The organism is Rhizobium sp. YIM 134829, assembly GCF_046546455.1.
Map to the genome: position 1 here is coordinate 36626 of NZ_JBKHKI010000008.1, position 16797 is coordinate 53422.

Genomic DNA, 16797 nt, shown 5'->3' on the forward strand with positions numbered 1-16797 from the left:
GAATCGATGGCAACAGATGCCGGGTCAATCGCTCGCGGACGCGAGTCCGGTTGTGATTAGATGTCGAGAACGAGCCGGTCGGTCTTGGCGCCGGAGCAGCAGATCATGATCAGCCGGTTGGAGTCCTTCTCGCGGGCGGAAAGCACATTGTCCTTGTGATCGCACGTGCCCTCCAGCACGACGGTCTCGCAGGTGCCGCAGACACCCTCGCGGCAGGAATGCGCCACCGCAATGCCATTGGCTTCCAGCACGTCCATGATGCTCTGCCCCGCCGGCACGTGGAACTCCTTGCCCTGGCGCTTGAGCACGACGGTGAAGGCCTCGGTCGGCCGGGCATTGGTGCCGGAAAAATGCTCGACATGCACATGCTCGGGCGGCCGCCAGCCGGCGGAGGCCTTGAAGGTCTCGATCATTTTCGACGGTCCGCAGCAATAGAGATGCGCGGCCTTTGGGATCGTCATGGCGAGCTTGAGCAGTGGCATGACCCTGCCGGCTTCGTCGTCAAAATGGAGGTGCACGCGGCCGGGCTGATGCGCCTCGAGCCGATCGAGCGCATCGAGAAAGGCGGCGCTGGCGCGGCTGCGCGCGGCGTAGAACAGGCTCCAGGGGCGGCCAAGGGCTTCCAGCCGACGGATCATCGCCAGGATCGGCGTGATGCCGATGCCGCCGGCGAAGAAGGCGCTGCGCTCGGCGTCCTCGAAGAGGGGAAAGCTGTTGTGCGGCGGATCGGCAGGCAGCACATCGCCGACCTGCAGCCGCTCGGCGATATAGGCCGAGCCCCCGCGGCTCGCCGCGTCGCGATTGACGGCGATCACATAGCGGTCGCGCATCTCCGGCCCGTTCGTCAGCGAATAGGAGCGGCTGAGATCGCCGGGCAGTTTCAGGTTGATATGTGCCCCGGCGGTGAAGGGCGGCAGTGGCGCGCCATCGGCCGAGACCAGCTCCACGGCCCTGACGCTTTCCGCAACCATGCGGATCGCATCGACGCGCAGCGTCAGCGGCTGCGCCACGGCACGGGCTTGAGGCTCTGCCAACGACACGGCATCTCCTCCCGGTTCATCGCGTTTCGAGAGGAGATCCGGCGGCAAGGCGCCGGATCTCGCATTCAGACCAGTGCTCATTCGGCAGCGGAAAGCCGGGGGCGGTAGCCCTTGATCTCGGCCATCTTCTCCTCATAGCCTTCCAGCCAGTCGGTGCCGTAGGGGACGACGATGTCACCGCCGCGGGCGTCGCGCGCGAGCTCGGGATTCGTCACCACCTCGGGCAGCGTGCCGGAGGCAGCAAATTCCTTGGCGGCATCGAGCATGACACGCCGCGTCAGGATGACCATGCGGTCGGAGGCGGCGAGATGCTCCATGTCGCGATCGACGATCGGGCCCATGGATTCCTGGATGGCTTGGTCCTGCAGGGGAACGCCGACGATCCCGGTATAGCTGTCGCCGTTCCTCTGCCATTCGCGATCGATGCCGTAATCATTGCTGCGGTCCTTCACCGGGCGCCAGCGTCCCTTCCAGTCGGTCGTGTTCGGCAGATATTCGAGCGGGCGAGCGAGGCCGCCGACCGGCGTGCCGTCCTTGTACATCAACCCCTTCTTGCCGCCGCCGGAGGCGCGGCGCAGGTCGATGTTGAAGATCATGGTCGACGTGTCGTCGATCGGCACCCAGGCATTGACGGTGACGTTCTGGTCGATCTCACCGGAGGGATAGGTGACCCAGAAGGGGAAGATATAGCTGGCAAAGCGGTGATGCTCAGTGCCCTCATAGGCATTGCGCTGCGCCGAATACATGGTGCCGAAGGGCATGACCGAGACATTGATCTTCGGCGCCTTCTCGGTGACGGTGAAGACCTCCGGGTCGCTCAGATCCAGCTTCTCGCCATCGATGCCGCCGACATGCAGGAAGCCCAGATGCGAGGTGTCGATATCGCCTTCGAGCGCCTGCATATAGTTGCAGTCGCGATGGGTGAGCGCGATGTTGCGGTCGTCCGGCTCGCCCATGATCGCTTCGATCTGCGGCAGCTCGGGCGGGTTTTCCTGGGCCTCGCCCATGTAGGCGAAGACCATGCCCCCGGACTCCTTCACCCGATAGGCGATCGCCGGCGTGCCCGCCGGATATTTCGACTTGTCCTCGAGATTGGGCTGGTCCAGACACTTGCCGGTGACGTCGAATTTCCAGCCATGATAGGCGCAGCGGATGCCGCCCATCTCGTTGCGCCCGAAGAAGAGCGACGCGCAGCGGTGTGGGCAGCGATGATCGAAGACGCCGACCCGACCTTCGCTGTCGCGGAAGGCGACCAGCTTCTCGCCGAGGATCATCAGGCGGACGGGATCGCCATCGGCCTTCAGCTCGGAGGAGAGGCAGACCGGAATCCAGAACTGACGGAAGAAATTCCCCATCAGCGTGCCCTTGCCGACGCGGCAGAGCTGTTCGTTTTCTTCAGCAGTGATCATCTCGTGTCTCCTGATGGTCGGACTAATGGGCGGATCGGGCAACCGGCTCTTCGGCGCCCGGCGGCAGCGGGGCGAGGATGTGGGCACGCTCCATATTGGCGCGGGCAATGGCGATGGCGGTCCTGGTCTCGGAGGTGTCCGCCATCGGCCGGTTGAGAAAGTGATCCGGAGGATAGAACTTGGCTTCGTTGTAATAGGGCACGTACATTTCATAGCGGGCGCGCAGCAGCGGATTGGAGAGGCCGGTGTCGGTCCGCCGGTCGCGGCGCAGCGCCTCAATGTCGATCAGGGCGCTGACGGCAATGCTTTCCTCGGCATCTTCCTGGAAGGCCAGCGTCCTGCCGTGATGGTCGAGAATGTGCGAGCGGCCGCCGGGAATGCTGTTGTCGGGGGAAAAGCCGATCGGCCCCGCGACATTGGCGCTGACGAGATAGACCATGTTCTCGGCGACCCGGGTCAGCTTCGCCGCTTCCTGCGCCTCCGTCCGCATCGAATTGGTCGGATGCAGGATCACCTCCGCCCCCTGCATCATCATCACCCGCGCCACTTCGGGCACGTTGATCTCGCCACAGGGGATCAAGCAGAGGCGGCCGAGTTCGGTGTCGACCACCGGGAAGACCTCTTCCTGCGGCGTGGCGGCCAGATAGTCGCTCATGAAGTCATGCACGGAGGGGAAGGCTGCGGTGTTGACGCGCCGATAGTTGAGGATGATCTCCCCCTGGCGATCGATCAGGAAGGAGGAGTTGAAATAGCGCCCGGGCCATTCGGGCGGCGCCTCGAACATGTTGCCAGAAATATAGATGCCTTCGCGCTTGGCCAGCGCCTGAAGGGGCGCGGTCAGCGGGCCGGGGATCGACGAGCAGGCGCGACGGATCCAGTCGTCCACGCCCATATGCAGCGGCGGCCCCTGCATGGCGAATTCCGGAAAGACCACGAGATCCGGCTTTAGCTCGGAGGCGCAGGCCTGGGCGATGAGATCCAAGAGGCGATCGAGGTTGCGTTGGATGAGAAGGGCGGCCTCGGCATCGTCCGCGGCCTGACAGGCGCGCTCGCTGCGCATCTGAATGCTCGTTGCCCGCCAGGGTCTGACTGCCATTTCCCGCTCTCCCTATCCGGCAGACACGCTGCACGCCATTGGTATACCAATTTGTAGCGCCCATCATCCGTCTTGCCAAGAGGCTTTCCACAGGAAGCGATCGGGGACCGTCATTCTCGGATGCCAGCGGCATGCCTGCGGTCTATCGGTCCGACGGATGCTGGGCTAGAAGGGGATATCTGAGGGGCGGAACATGACCATAGCAGAAGAAGACCTTGTCACGATGGATGGACCAGTCGAGCGCGTGAACCTGACCGAGCAGGTCTATGAGCAGATCATCGAGATCCTGATCCGGGGCGAACTGAAGCCGGGGGACGTCATCGTCGAACGGCGGATGGCGGAGCGGTTGAATGCCTCGCGCACGCCGGTGCGCGAGGCGCTCGGCCGGCTCGAGGCGGAAGGGCTCATCTACAAGCAGGCCGGCCGGGGCGTGACGGTCAGTCCGTTCTCGACCGAAGCGTTCGTCGAGCTCCTGAACGTGCGGCAGCTGCTCGAGGCAGAAGCCGCGCGCCTGGCGGCGGGGCGAATCCCGCAGAGCCGCATCGACGCGATCCGCGCTGCCCTGCAGCGGCTGGCCGAGACGGCCAACCCGACGCTGAGCGAGATCTGGGACACGGACGACATGCTACATGGCGAGATCGCCGATGCGGCGGGCAATCTCCTGCTCGCCGGGATGATTCGCGATCTGCGCCGCCGAACCCATGTCTTCAACGCCTATCGCAACTCGGCCCGCTACAAGTTCAGCGCCGAGGAAAATGCGGTGCTGCTCGATGCGATCGCCACTGGTGACCAGGAGAAGGCGCGCCAGGCGATGAAAGATCATATCGAGGCTGTCAAAGTCGCAGTGATCGACCGGCTGAGCGGTGCGAGCCGCTGAGACGCAGCCTTTACCCTTTAGAAAAACAGATAACTGACCACCCCGCCGCCAAGTCGGGTCAGCGATCAAGCATTTTTGGCGTGCAAGTGGCATTCTGTTGGTGTACCAAATTGGAGAGGCCTTTGGCCGCGTCCTTCCGTACCTCCAACACCGGATGAATGATGATCTACGACCTGACGATCCTGTCGCTGCTCCCCAATACGCTCGGCGCGGTCATGCCGATCCTGCCGCAGACCTATCGGCAGTTCTCGTCGACGGGAACGCCGCTTGGTGCTTTCGCCTGCGAGTTCGGCACGCTGAACCGCTTCGCATTTCTGACCGCCTATGAGACGATCGAGGCGCTGATGCAGGAGCGGTCGCGGCTGATGACGGAGGAGGACGCTTACGGCGTCGGCCAGTATCTCGGCGGGGTGACCACCACGGCCTTCAAGCCGCTCGCCTTTGCCAAACCCATCGTTCCTGGCACCTACGGCCCCTTTTACGAATTCCGCACCTATTCGCTCGCCCCCTTCGGGCTTGCTGAAACCGAGGCCGCCTGGGCGAAGATCATCGACCGTCGCAACGCCATGTCGCCGCTTCTGACCAACATGGCTTCGATCGAAGATGGGCCACAGACGATGGTTCATATCTGGCCCTATGCGACGATCGAGGCCCGGATGGCCGCGCGCGCGCAGGCCAGCAAGGAAGGCATCTGGCCGCCGCCGGGCGGCTCCGGCAAGCTCACCAACCTGCAGTCGGAACTCTTCGTCGCCACCGCCTTTTCGGACCTGAAGTGAATGGGCGCGTCGCAGCGACTGGTCGAACTCGGTCTCGTTCTTCCGCCGCCGCCCGCGCCCGTAGCGCGCTTCCTGCCGGCGGTGGAAGCCAACGGCTTGCTCTTCCTGTCCGGGCTCGCACCGCTCGGTGCCGATGGTGCGCCGGTGATCGGCGTGGTCGGCCGGGATTTTACGGCCGAGGAGGCGCAGGGCTTTGCCCGGCTGGTCGGCCTCAATCTCCTCTCGGTCATGCAGGCGACCTTGGGAAGCCTGGACAGGGTGCAGCGGATCGTGAAGGTGCTTGGGCTCGTCAATGCCGTCCCGGACTTCACCCGCCATCCTTTCGTCATCGATGGATGCTCGACGCTCTTCTCCGAGGTGTTCGGCGAACAGGGGATGCATGCGCGTACGGCCATGGGCGCGGGGTCACTGCCGAGCGGTATCCCGGTCGAGATCGAGGCTGTCGTGCAGATCGCCTGATGTGCGGGAGCCCTGCGCATCAATGAACAGAAAGGGACGAACCGCCCGTGTCGACCTCTCCAACCAGAAGAACGCACCATGACTGAGCTTCTCATTCGCGGCACGATCGTCACGCCGGAGGGTCCGATCGAAAACGGCTGGCTGACCATCGAGGGCGGCAAGATCCGTGCGATCGGCAGTGGCCCGGCGCCCGCCGCCGCGGATGTCTTCGATGCTGGCAGCGCGCTCGTCATGCCGGGGATCATCGATGGCCAGACCCATGCCGGCAGCTATGGTGGCCTGGAAGGCCTCCGCTCGACCACCCGATCCGCGGTCGCCGGCGGCGTCACCACGATCGTCGACATGCCCTATGACAATCCCGCGCCGTTGAACGACAAGGCGACGCTCCAGGCGAAGATTGACGCGATCGGCCAGCATGCGCATGCCAATGTCGCGCTCTATGGCACCATCATGCCGGATCAGAGGACCGAGGATTTGAAGGTGCTGATCGATGGCGGCGTCTGCGCCTTCAAGATCTCGGCCTTCGAAAGCAGCCCGACCCGCTTTCCGCGCATTCCCGCCGATCGCATGCTCGACATCTTCGAAGCCCTGGCGCCGACCCAGCTGCCGCTCGGCGTTCACAACGAGGATCAGGAGATCGTTCGCGCCAGGATCGCGCGCGCCAAGGCCGAGGGCCGGGATGGCATCGCCGCCCATTCGGACAGCCGCCCGCCCGCAGCAGAACTCGCCTCCACCGCCCATTTCCTCGAGATCGGCGCCGCGACCGGTGCCCATGCCCATATCGTGCATCTCAGCCTGGCGCGCGGCTTCCAGCTGGTCGACACCTATCTTCAGGCAGGCTACCGCGCCACCGGCGAGCTCTGCGTCCATTATCTCTGGTTCGATCCGTCCGAGCATGGTGCGGAGCTCGGTGCCCGCATGAAGGTCAATCCGCCGATCCGCCCCGGGGAGATCGAACGGCTGTGGCAGGAGGTCGTCTCCGGCCGCGTTGCCTTTGTCAGCTCGGATCATTCGAGCTGGCCGATCGACAACAAGTTCACGCCGTCGATCTTCGAGGCGGGGGCCGGGGTGCCGGGGCTCGAAACCCTGCTGCCGGCCTTCTTCACCGGCGCCGCGACGCGCGGCCTCGACGCCATCGCCCTGACAGCGCAGCAGCTCTGCGAGAATCCGGCCCGCTTCTTCGGGCTCTGGCCGCAAAAGGGCGCCCTGGTTTCCGGCGCGGATGCCGATATCGCCATTGTCGCACGTCAGAGCCAGGTCTGGGATTCCCGGTCCGCCCATGACGCGCTCAACTGGTCGCCCTACGATGGACGGACGTTCGACATCACGGTGATCCGCACCTATGTCAACGGCCGGCTGGCCTATGACGGCAACGAGATCTGCAACGAGCCCGGCGATGGGCGCTATCTGCCGCGTGGCGATCATCACTGGTTTGCATGAGAAGAAGCGAAAACTGACATGAGCTTGATCACCACCGAAACGAAGGGCGTCTTCGTCATTGCCGTCACGCCGTTTCGCGAGGACATGTCGATCGATGTCGAGAGCATCGATCGCGTCATCGATTTCTACTACGAAAAGGGCGCCGACGGCCTGACGGTGCTCGGCATGATGGGCGAGGCGCCGAAGCTGACGCAGAGCGAAGCGCTTGCGGTCGCGCGGCAATCGATCAAGCGCTCGAACGGCAAGCCGGTGGTCGTCGGCGTGTCCGCGCCGGGGCTTGCCGCGATCGGCGAGCTGACGAAGGCGGTGATGGACGAAGGCGCTGCCGGCGTGATGGTCGCGCCGCCTTCGACCTTGAAGACCGATGAGCAGATCGTCGGCTATTATCAAAATGTCGTTGCGACGATCGGGGCGGATGTGCCCGTGGTTCTGCAGGATTTTCCGCTGGTCACCCATGTGCAGATCTCGACCGGAACGCTCGGGACGATCATCGAGGCCTTGCCGAGCATCGTCATGCTCAAGCATGAGGACTGGCCGGGGCTTCAGAAGATCACCGATCTCAGAAAGGCCGAAGCGGCTGGGCGCCGGCGCATCTCCATTCTGTGCGGCAATGGCGGCGTCTTCCTGCCCGAGGAGATGAAGCGCGGCGCCGATGGCGCCATGACGGGCTTTGCCTTTCCGGAAATGATGGCCGATATTGTTCGCCTGTCCAATGCCGGCGAGCATGACCGGGCGATGGATCTCTTCGAAGCCTATCTGCCGCTCGTTCGCTATGAGCAGCAGCCCGGCATCGGCCTCGCCGTCCGCAAGCACGTGCTGGCAAAGCGCGGCGCGATCGCCAGCGCCACCCAGCGCCGCCCCGGCGCGGGCCTCGGACCGGCGGCGATCGCCGAGGTCGAGGACATGATCGCGCGCCAGGCGCGCAAGCTCGAACAGGTGAAGTAGAATGGATCTCGGACTTTCCGGAAAAAAGGCGCTCGTGCTCGGCGCCAGCCGCGGCCTTGGTGCGGCCACCGCGCAGGCACTTGCCGCCGAAGGCGTCACCGTCTTCGCTGCCGCGCGCAACATCAGCGCGCTGACGCAAAGCGAGGGGATCAAGCCCATCCAGGTGGATCTTGCCGACAAGCAGTCGATCGCGGCGCTGATCGACACCATCCAGGCCGAAGGCGGCGTGGATATCCTGGTCAACAATGGCGGTGGCCCGAAGGCCGGTCCCGCGCAAGGGCAGCCGGCTGGCGCCTGGACCGGCGCCTTCGAAGTCATGGCGCTGCCGTTCTTCGCGATCACCGATGCGCTGATTGGCGGGATGATCGAGAAGGGCTGGGGCCGCATTCTGACGATCGGCTCGTCCGGCATCGTCCAGCCCATCCCCAATCTCGGCCTTTCGAACGGCATTCGCGGTGCCATCGCCGGCTGGTCGAAGACCTTGGCGAACGAGGTTGCACCGCACGGGATCACGGTGAACATGGTCATTCCCGGCCGTGTCGCCACCGACCGGTTGCAGGAACTCGATTCCGGCAGGGCAGAGCGCACAGGTGCCAGCCTCGAAGATGTCCAGGCCGCATCTCGCGCCGAGATCCCCGTCGGTCGCTATGGCCGACCGGACGAATTCGGCGCGGTCGTGGCATTCCTGGCGAGCCAGCAGGCGAGCTATATCACCGGCTCCATCATTCGCGTCGATGGCGGACTGATCAAAGGACTTTGACGTTCGGATATTTGCCTCGGCGACGAGGTCCGCCGGTCCTGAGCGGACGTCCGAGGCGATCGATATGAGAGCGATCACGCTCGCGTCCTTCATCGGCGGGGAGGGCGATTTCGCGATCCAGCACCTGCACGCCGCGGGGCTCGCGCTCGTGAGAAAAGAGATCTTCGCGGTCCAGGACTTGGCGAGGCCGACAGGCGGCGTGCCCTGGAGCGCCTATATCGCCTTGCCGGAGGTCGTTGAAAAGCGCCGGCCGGATTTCCAAGCCTTCAGTCATGCCATGGATCGAGCTTTTGCCTGGATCGCCGGCCATACCGGCGGCGAAATTGCTGCCCTCGTTGGCCATCGATTTCCTGATTTCTCGCTGCCGGCCATGGCGATGGCGATCGACCTCTATCGAAGCGCCGATCTCTGGCCCTCCGACCGGCAGATCCCGGAGCCGGATTTTTTGCGGTTCTCCGACCTTCTGATCCGATCGGGATGGCTCTCGGCGCCGGCCCCTTACTCGATGCTGGTTCGCGATCCCGGCTGAAGCGATTGGAGATGACGATGGACACTCTCATTCACGGCGGTACGGTCGTTACCGAAGACGTCGTTGCCACGCTCGATATCGGCATTTCCGGCGGCAGGATCGCCAGGCTGTCGGCACCGGGCAGCGGGGCGCCCGCGGACCGGGTCATCGATGCGACGGGTCTCCTCATCGTGGCCGGTGCCGTCGATGCGCATGTGCATTTCACCGGCTCCAATCCGTTTCCCGAACAGGAACTGTTTGACGGCACCTGCGCGGCGGCGATGGGGGGTGTCACCACCATTGTCGAGATGCCGCACTCCAATCCGCCGGCAACGACGCTTGCGGCCTTCGAGGCCAAGAAGGCCATGGCTGCGCGGCAATGCGTGGTCGATTTCGGCCTGTGGGGCGGCCTGGATGGCCGGAACCTGAACGAACTGCCGCGGATGCGCGACGCCGGGGCCTTGGCTTTCAAGGGCTTCCTCTGCAGCTCGGAGCGCGACCGCAAGGCGAGCGACCCCTCCGGCCTGCCGGCGCTGAACGATGCCGAGCTGGTCGAGGCGATGCGGGTGGTGGGCCAGTTCGACGGGCTGATCGGCCTGCATGCGGAGAACCATGACCTGCTGATCGAAGCGCAGGCGCGACTCAAGGCAGCGGGGCGGCACGATGTGCGCGCGCACGCGGAATCCGGGCCTGAGATTGCTGAGATCGAGGCTGTCGCCCGCATCATTACGCTGGCCCGCGAAACCGGCACGCGCTGCCACATCGTCCATCTGAGCTCTGGCAAGGCAGCGGCGCTGATCGCTGCAGCCAAGGGCACCGCTCCGATCTCGGTCGAGACCTGCTCGCACTATCTGCTGCTTGATGAGGACGACCTGATCCGCATCGGTCCCTGGGCGCGCTGCGGTCCGCCACTCCGCCGCCGCGAGACGATCGACCTGCTCTGGAAACATGTGCTGGATGGAACCATCGATAGCCTCGCCTCCGACCATTGCCCCTATCTGCCCGAGGCAAAAGCGATCGGCCACGAGAGTGTCTGGAAAGCCGGGATGGGCCTGACGGGCGTGCAGACCACCGTGCCTCTGCTCTTCAGCGAAGGCGTGCTCAAACGCGGCCTCAGCCTCCAGGAGTTTGCGCGCATGACCGCCGCGGGCCCCGCCAGGCTGTTCGGCCTCTACCCGCGCAAGGGCACGATCGCCACCGGCAGTGATGCCGACCTCGTCTTCTACAAGACCGACGAAGACTGGACGATTACCGGCCAGGATTTCCCCGGCCCCGCAAAATGGTCCGCCTTCGAAGGCACACCCTGCACCGGACGCGTGGTCCGCACCATGGTCAGGGGCGTCGAGGTTTTCGCGGATGGCAAGATCAAGACCGAAGCCGGCTTCGGGACGTTCCAGCGCGGGGTTGAGGCTTCGTGAGGGGGGCGGGCCAAAAGGGCACCTGCGGCTGAGATGTGTTCCTCATGAAGGTATTCGTTCAAAAATGGCAGCCCCGGTTCGATGACGAAGATCATCGTCACCCCAACGAGGCAGGCTACCGGCCATGGCCGAGGCGATGGATATGACTTTCTTTCTTTGGTGGAAGAGGATTTTCGAAGTCGGAAAGGTTCTAACGCGCCTCTCCTGCAACAGACGAAGCGGTGGGGAGAGATACTCCCCACCGTCAATCATCAAGACCAGCGGTGATCACCGCTCGCTTTGCAGCACGGCGCAACATTCAAACGTCTTCGCCGGAACCTGACTTAAACATCGAAATTCGTCGGCAGGACGATCATGTCGCGGATGGTGACGTTGCGGGGGCGGGTCAGCATGAAGAGGATGGCGTCAGAGACTTCGGTCGGTTCGATCAGGCTGCCGTTGGCTTTCGCCTTTTCGAGGTTTTCCGCCGGCCAGTCGGCGAGCAGGGCTGAGACGACCGGGCCGGGGGAGACCTGGCCGACCCGGATACCGTGGCCCTTCAACTGCCGGCGCATGATCTGGACGAAACTGGTGATCGCCCATTTGGAGCCGGAATAGACCGGTTCCCATTGGATCGGCGCATGGCCGGCCACGGAGCAGGTGACCAGAATGTCGCCGGTTCCGCGCTCGATCATGTGCGGAGCGATGTCGCGGACGTTCTTCATGACGGCGTTCACGTTGAGCGTGAGCATCCGGTCAATCGCCGCGCCATCGGTATCGATGAGGTCTCCGCCGATATAGGAGCCCGCATTGCAGTGCAGGATGTCGACATGGTCGACCTTGCCCAGGATCTCCGGCACCATGGCCGCGCAGCTGGCGGGATCGAGAAGATCGGTGACCTGCTCGACCACGGCCTCTCCGAACTCCGCCTTGTATGTCGCAAGCGCCTGCTTGTTGTAGTCCACCATCACCACGGTCGCGCCGGCCTGGACCAGTGCGCGGGTCGTTGCGAGGCCGATACCGGAGGCTGCACCGGTGACAGCCGCGATCTTTCCTTCGAGTAGTTTGGTCATCTTTGTGTTTTGCCTCTTGGTTTCAGACAGAAAGGAAGCCGCCGTCGACGGGCAGGACCGCGCCGCTGATCATGGGCGCGTCCTCCGATAGGAGCAGGGCAATGGACCGGGCGACATCATCGACCTCTGCGAAGCGCCCCAGAGGGTGGCGAACCATCATCGGGTCCCGTTTGGCCGGCTCGGACCAGGCCACCGCGGCAAGCTCCGTCAGGGTGATGGTCGGCGCCACCGCGTTTACCCGGATGCCGTGAGGGCCGAGTTCCCTGGCCATGACGCGGGTGGCGGCTTCGAGCCCCGCCTTCGAGGCGGCATAGGCCAGGTGATCGGCGAAGCCGCGATGGCCGGCGATCGATGTCACATTGACGATCGCCCCGCCGCCGCCATTCGCAATGCGAGCCCGGGCGAATTCCTGCGCGCAGATGAGCGCCGCCCGCAGATTGATCCCGAGCACCGTTTCATAACCCTCCTCGGTCATGTCGAGGACGCTTTCGAGCACGTTGGTGCCCGCGCAATTGATCAGTGCATCTGCGAGGCCCGCGGTCCTCAGCGCCGTGCGCGCGGCGGCATTGTCCGCGAGGTCGACGGCTATGACGGTCGCACCGAATGTCTGCGCCAGATCATCGAGATCGGCCTTCGAGCGCGAGAGAGCGATGATGTGTGCGCCGCGCTGCGTGAACAATTGAACGCAGGCTCGGCCGATGCCCTTGCCCGCACCCGTGATGATGATGGTTTTTCCAGTAAAGTCCGACATGAATGGTTCCTCCGGTGCTGCCCGCTTCAGGGGGAAATTCGCTGCTCGGTCTGCTTGTCGAAGACATGCGCCGTCGACGGATCGACGGAGAGCGTGATCGCATCCCCCGCCTTGAGCGCGTGGCGCTCGCGAAACGCGCAGAGCACCCGCCGCCCCGCCAACTGCACCGCCACAAGGATTTCGGCCCCCGTCGGCTCGATCAGTTCGACGATCGCCGGTGCGCCCTGATCGCCGTGGGCCAGGATCCATTGGTCAGGGCGAATGCCGTAGATCGCCTCCTGGCCGTCCCTTGTCTGCGTGCCGGGCGGAAGTGGAAAGCTCGACCCGTCCGCCAGCCGCGCCGCGTTCGATGAGAGATCGATCGTGACGGGGAGCATGTTCATCGCCGGCGATCCGATGAAGCCGGCGACGAAGATATTGGCCGGCCGGTCGTAGAGCTCCAGCGGCGCGCCGATCTGCTCGACCTTGCCGTCGCGCAACACGACGATGCGGTCCGCCATCGTCATCGCCTCGATCTGGTCATGCGTGACATAGACGGAGGTGGCGCCGAGGCGCTGGTGGAGAGCCTTGATCTCCGAGCGCATGTCGACGCGCAGTGCGGCATCCAGGTTCGACAGGGGCTCGTCGAAGAAAAACGCCTTGGGGCTGCGGACCATGGCGCGGCCCATGGCGACGCGCTGCCGCTGTCCGCCGGAGAGCGCCTTCGGGTAGCGGTCGAGATAGGGGGTGAGCCGCAGCATCTCGGCCGCCTTGTCGACCTTGGCATTGCGGTCGGCGAGCGTATCGCCGCGCAGCTTGAGGGCGAAGGCCATGTTCTCGCGCACGGTCATGTGCGGATAGAGCGCATAGTTCTGGAAGACCATCGCCACGTCGCGATCCTTGGCGGCGATGTTGTCGACGCGTTGCCCGCCGAGCTTGATCGTTCCGCCGGTAATCTCCTCGAGGCCGGCGAGCGTTCGCAGCAGCGTTGACTTCCCGCAGCCGGAGGGCCCCACCAGCACGACGAATTCGCCGTCCGCTATGTCGAACGAAATGTCGCGCAGTGCGTGATAGGCCCCGTAATGCTTGTCGACCTTCTCGAGCTCGATCGTCGCCATGTCTTAATCCTCAGTCGTTGTGGCGGCATGGCCGCTGATCATTCCGTATGGACGTCCGGGTGGGGTCTCCAGTGCGGTGTGCCTTGGTGCGGTCGATCGATCGGAGCGACCACGACCCTTGCCCTGCGCGATGTGTTCCGCGGCCATGGGCTAGCGTCCCAGCTCGATCTGGATCTTTACGGACGATGGTTTCGGCCGCACGGCGTAGTCGAAGGCCTCGACGGACTGCTCGAAGGCATAGGTGTCGGTGATCAGCGCATCGACGTTGATCTGTTTCGACCCGAGCAGCGCGACGATGCGGGGATAGACATGGGCGTATCGGAACACGTGTTCGACGCGCAGCTCCTTGGTCTGGGCGATCACGACATCGAAGGCGACCGGCTTCACCGGCATGCCGACAAGCACGATGGCGCCGCCGGGGCAGGCATGTTGCAGGCTGTCCGAGATGACGTCGGCCGCGCCGGAGCATTCGAAGACGACATCCACACCCCAGCCGTCGGTTTCGCGGGCGATGACGTTTTTCAGATCCTGCGAGCGGACATTGACCGTCTGGATGGCAGGGCCGAGCTTGCGCGCGACGGCGAGCTTCTCGTCGACGACGTCGGTGACGATCACCTTCGCGCAGCCGGCCGAAAGCGCTGCGATGGCCGTGACCATGCCGATCGGTCCGGCACCGGTAACGAGGGCAATGGCGCCCGGCGTCAGCTTCGCCTTGGAGATGGCGTGGAAGCCAACAGCCAGCGGCTCGACCATGGCGCCGGCGGCGTAGGAGACATTGTCGGGCAGCTTGAAGGTGAAGGCCGCGGGATGCACGACGCTCGGCCGCAGCACGCCATGCACCGGCGGCGTTGCCCAGAACCGAACAGATGGATCGAGATTGTAGAGACCGAGGCGCGAGGCGCGGCTGTTCGGGTCGGGAATGCCGGGCTCCATGCAGACGCGATCGCCCACCTTCAGCGTGTCGACCGCGCTGCCGACCTCTTCGATGATGCCGGCCGCTTCATGGCCGAGGATCATCGGCTCGCGGACGACGAAGGGGCCGATGGCGCCGTGGGTATAGTAGTGGACATCCGACCCGCACACGCCGACGGTCTTGATGGCAATACGCACATCATTGGGACCAAGCGTTTCCTTCGGGTCCAGATCGCGGATGCGCAGTTCGTTTTGACGTTCGAGGACGAGCGATCTCATCTCTTCAGCCCTTTCGGATAATGAATACGGCCAGTGCCAGGCAGAGCAGCGTCGCCACCCAGAGCGGCAACAGGCTCTCGAGGAAGCGCATCCACAAGAGATGCACCAGGATCAGGATCACGACCGAAATGAAGCCCCTGTCGAAGCCGTTGGTTCGGATCGGCAGGAAGCCGTCGCGTTCGGTCTGCTCTGGTTGGATGCCACCCATCGTCTTACCCTTTCAATGCACCGAAGGTGAGGCCGGTCACGATGTGCTTCTGGACGAAGCCGAGCACAATCAGCGCCGGAAGCGTGGTCAGGAAGGCCATCGCCGCCATCTCGCCCCAGTTCGTTCCGGTGACCGAGACATATTCGGCAAGCGCCGTGGTCACTGTTCGGGCATTGGCTGAGGAGGTCAGGGTTGCCGCAAACAGATATTCGTTCCAGGCGAAGATCCAGGTGAGGATGAAGGTGACGGCGAGGCCCGGCCGCGCCAGCGGTAGGATGACGTTGGAGAGCACCTGCGCCGTCGTCGCCCCATCAACACGCGCCGCTTCGTCGAGCTCCAGCGGAATGCCGTCCAGCATGCCCTTCAGAAGCCAGATGGCGAAAGGCAGGTTGAAGACGCAATAGAGCAGGATCAGCCCGATCTTCGTGTCGAACAGCATGAAGTCGCCGAACACGAACCATTTGGTGAACAGCAGGAACAGCGGCAGCAGGAACACCGCGGGCGGCGCCATGCGGTTGGTGATCAGCCAGAAGAACACGTTGTCGCCGCCGCTGATCTTGTAGCGCGAGAGCCCGAAGGCCGCGAGCAGGCCGAGCGCGCAGACCAGCGCGGCATTCGATGTCGCCACGATCATCGAATTCCAGAGATACTGGAGGAATGTCGAGCTGTTCAGCACCGCCAGGAAGTTGTCCCAGTAGACGGCGTCGATCAGGACCGACTTCGAATAGAGCTTCACGCGCGGGCGCATGGAGACCACGAACATCCACCAGACCGGGAGCAGCGTCAGAATGGTCAGGCAGATCCAGAGGAGGAAAGAGGCAAGACCGGAGCGTTTCATTGTGCACCTCCCTTGCGGCCCGTCATCGCAACGAAGAGGAGCCAGCTCAGAACGATCGTGACATAGAGGGTGAGCAGCGACATGGCGGCGCCATAGCCGTAGTCCGTCTTCGGGAAGACGTTGATCCAGATGTGAAGGCCGATGAAGCGGGTCGCCTCGGCCGGACCGCCCTTGGTCAGCATCCAGACTTCGTCGACCGAGCGCAGCGCGTCCATCAGCCGGATGAATACGGTCGTCAGCAGCACCGGCTTCAGCATCGGCACGATCACGTACCAGAAGATCTGCAGCTTGTTGCCGCCGTCGATCTGCGCCTGCTCGAGCGGCTCCTTCGGCAAGGCGGTCAACCCCGCCATGAGCGACAGCGTCACGAAGGGCGTCCAGTGCCACAGGTCCATGACGATCGCCGTGCCGAAGGCGTGATAGGCATTGGTCGAGATATTGTAGTCGATGCCGAACCAGAGCTTCAGATAGTAGGGGATGATGCCGAAGCCCGGGACGCAGAGCAGCCGCCAGGTGGCACCGACCGCAATGGGCGCGACGACGATCGGCAATGTGTGGATGGTGCGGAAGAACTGGCGGCCCCACAGCCGGTCCGCCATCAGCGCACGGGCGAGAACATAGCCCAGCAGAAGCTCGCTGACGACGACGATGAAGGCGAAGACCAGCGTACGCGCCAGCGAACTGAGGAAGGTCGCGTCGAAGACGAGGTTGCGATAGTTCTGCAGGCCCGCCCAGCGCAGGGTGGGGTCGACGGCATTGGTGTTCCAGTCGAAGAAGCCGACATAGAGGATGTAGATGAAGGGAATGAACCCGACCACGAAGAGGATTAGCGTGGCTGGTGCGAGAAACAGCCATCCGATGTTGGATCGTCTCATCCTACGCTCCGACAAATCAGTCATGAAATGTGTTTGACGACGGCTCGGCCCAGAGAG

General features: G+C 64.0%; 18 protein-coding genes. 8 read left to right on the top strand and 10 right to left on the bottom strand.

Features of this window, described 5'->3' with window-relative positions; genetic code table 11:
• Nucleotides 1-56 precede the first annotated feature (56 nt).
• The 3 genes from ACLE20_RS14555 to ACLE20_RS14565 form a co-directional block, all read right to left on the bottom strand.
• The gene (locus ACLE20_RS14555; RefSeq protein ID WP_410941034.1) at nucleotides 57-1034 is read right to left on the bottom strand and encodes a PDR/VanB family oxidoreductase; all 978 of its coding nucleotides are present in this window, start codon (nucleotides 1032-1034) and stop codon (nucleotides 57-59) included.
• Between the two features lie 83 nt (nucleotides 1035-1117).
• Nucleotides 1118-2449 carry a Rieske 2Fe-2S domain-containing protein gene (locus ACLE20_RS14560; protein WP_410941035.1) on the bottom strand — a complete coding sequence of 444 codons (1332 nt, stop codon included), beginning with the start codon at nucleotides 2447-2449 and terminating at the stop codon, nucleotides 1118-1120.
• A 22-nt stretch (nucleotides 2450-2471) separates the two neighbouring features.
• Nucleotides 2472-3545: a nitrilase-related carbon-nitrogen hydrolase gene (locus tag ACLE20_RS14565; protein ID WP_410941036.1), complete on the bottom strand. Its 1074-nt coding sequence runs from the start codon at nucleotides 3543-3545 to the stop codon at nucleotides 2472-2474.
• A gap of 193 nt (nucleotides 3546-3738) precedes the next feature.
• On the opposite strand from ACLE20_RS14565, the gene ACLE20_RS14570 reads away from it, so the two are divergent.
• From ACLE20_RS14570 to allB, 8 genes are all read left to right on the top strand, one after another.
• Nucleotides 3739-4422: a GntR family transcriptional regulator gene (locus ACLE20_RS14570; RefSeq protein WP_410941037.1), complete on the top strand. Its 684-nt coding sequence runs from the start codon at nucleotides 3739-3741 to the stop codon at nucleotides 4420-4422.
• Nucleotides 4423-4580: 158 nt separating this feature from the next.
• Nucleotides 4581-5198 (top strand): NIPSNAP family protein, encoded by a 618-nt coding sequence (locus tag ACLE20_RS14575; RefSeq protein ID WP_410941038.1) that lies wholly within the window; start codon nucleotides 4581-4583, stop codon nucleotides 5196-5198.
• Entirely contained in the window at nucleotides 5199-5657 is a 459-nt protein-coding gene (locus ACLE20_RS14580) for a RidA family protein (RefSeq protein ID WP_410941039.1), read from the top strand.
• A 78-nt stretch (nucleotides 5658-5735) separates the two neighbouring features.
• The gene (locus ACLE20_RS14585) at nucleotides 5736-7097 is read left to right on the top strand and encodes a dihydroorotase (protein ID WP_410941040.1); all 1362 of its coding nucleotides are present in this window, start codon (nucleotides 5736-5738) and stop codon (nucleotides 7095-7097) included.
• A gap of 18 nt (nucleotides 7098-7115) precedes the next feature.
• Nucleotides 7116-8042 carry a dihydrodipicolinate synthase family protein gene (locus ACLE20_RS14590; RefSeq protein WP_410941041.1) on the top strand — a complete coding sequence of 309 codons (927 nt, stop codon included), beginning with the start codon at nucleotides 7116-7118 and terminating at the stop codon, nucleotides 8040-8042.
• Nucleotide 8043: 1 nt separating this feature from the next.
• Entirely contained in the window at nucleotides 8044-8802 is a 759-nt protein-coding gene (locus ACLE20_RS14595) for an SDR family oxidoreductase (protein WP_410941042.1), read from the top strand.
• Between the two features lie 64 nt (nucleotides 8803-8866).
• Nucleotides 8867-9331: a hypothetical protein gene (locus ACLE20_RS14600; RefSeq protein ID WP_410941043.1), complete on the top strand. Its 465-nt coding sequence runs from the start codon at nucleotides 8867-8869 to the stop codon at nucleotides 9329-9331.
• Nucleotides 9332-9348: 17 nt separating this feature from the next.
• Nucleotides 9349-10728, top strand: coding sequence for an allantoinase AllB (allB, locus tag ACLE20_RS14605; RefSeq protein ID WP_410941044.1), 1380 nt, complete (start codon nucleotides 9349-9351; stop codon nucleotides 10726-10728).
• A 323-nt stretch (nucleotides 10729-11051) separates the two neighbouring features.
• Here allB and ACLE20_RS14610 read toward each other — a convergent pair whose 3' ends face one another.
• From ACLE20_RS14610 to ACLE20_RS14640, 7 genes are all read right to left on the bottom strand, one after another.
• Entirely contained in the window at nucleotides 11052-11780 is a 729-nt protein-coding gene (locus ACLE20_RS14610; protein ID WP_410941045.1) for an SDR family oxidoreductase, read from the bottom strand.
• A gap of 22 nt (nucleotides 11781-11802) precedes the next feature.
• Nucleotides 11803-12531, bottom strand: coding sequence for an SDR family oxidoreductase (locus tag ACLE20_RS14615; protein ID WP_410941046.1), 729 nt, complete (start codon nucleotides 12529-12531; stop codon nucleotides 11803-11805).
• A gap of 26 nt (nucleotides 12532-12557) precedes the next feature.
• A complete protein-coding gene (locus tag ACLE20_RS14620; protein ID WP_410941047.1) occupies nucleotides 12558-13628 on the bottom strand; it encodes an ABC transporter ATP-binding protein in 1071 nt (356 codons plus the stop codon).
• 150 nt (nucleotides 13629-13778) lie between these two features.
• Nucleotides 13779-14819 (bottom strand): NAD(P)-dependent alcohol dehydrogenase, encoded by a 1041-nt coding sequence (locus ACLE20_RS14625; protein WP_410941048.1) that lies wholly within the window; start codon nucleotides 14817-14819, stop codon nucleotides 13779-13781.
• 4 nt (nucleotides 14820-14823) lie between these two features.
• On the bottom strand, nucleotides 14824-15027 hold the full coding sequence (locus tag ACLE20_RS14630) for a DUF2160 family membrane protein (RefSeq protein WP_410941049.1): 204 nt from the start codon (nucleotides 15025-15027) through the stop codon (nucleotides 14824-14826).
• A gap of 4 nt (nucleotides 15028-15031) precedes the next feature.
• Nucleotides 15032-15865 (bottom strand): carbohydrate ABC transporter permease, encoded by an 834-nt coding sequence (locus tag ACLE20_RS14635; RefSeq protein WP_410941050.1) that lies wholly within the window; start codon nucleotides 15863-15865, stop codon nucleotides 15032-15034.
• The gene (locus ACLE20_RS14640) at nucleotides 15862-16740 is read right to left on the bottom strand and encodes a carbohydrate ABC transporter permease (RefSeq protein WP_410941051.1); all 879 of its coding nucleotides are present in this window, start codon (nucleotides 16738-16740) and stop codon (nucleotides 15862-15864) included. The genes ACLE20_RS14635 and ACLE20_RS14640 overlap by 4 nt, the downstream gene beginning before the upstream one ends.
• Between the last annotated feature and the right edge of the window lie 57 nt (nucleotides 16741-16797).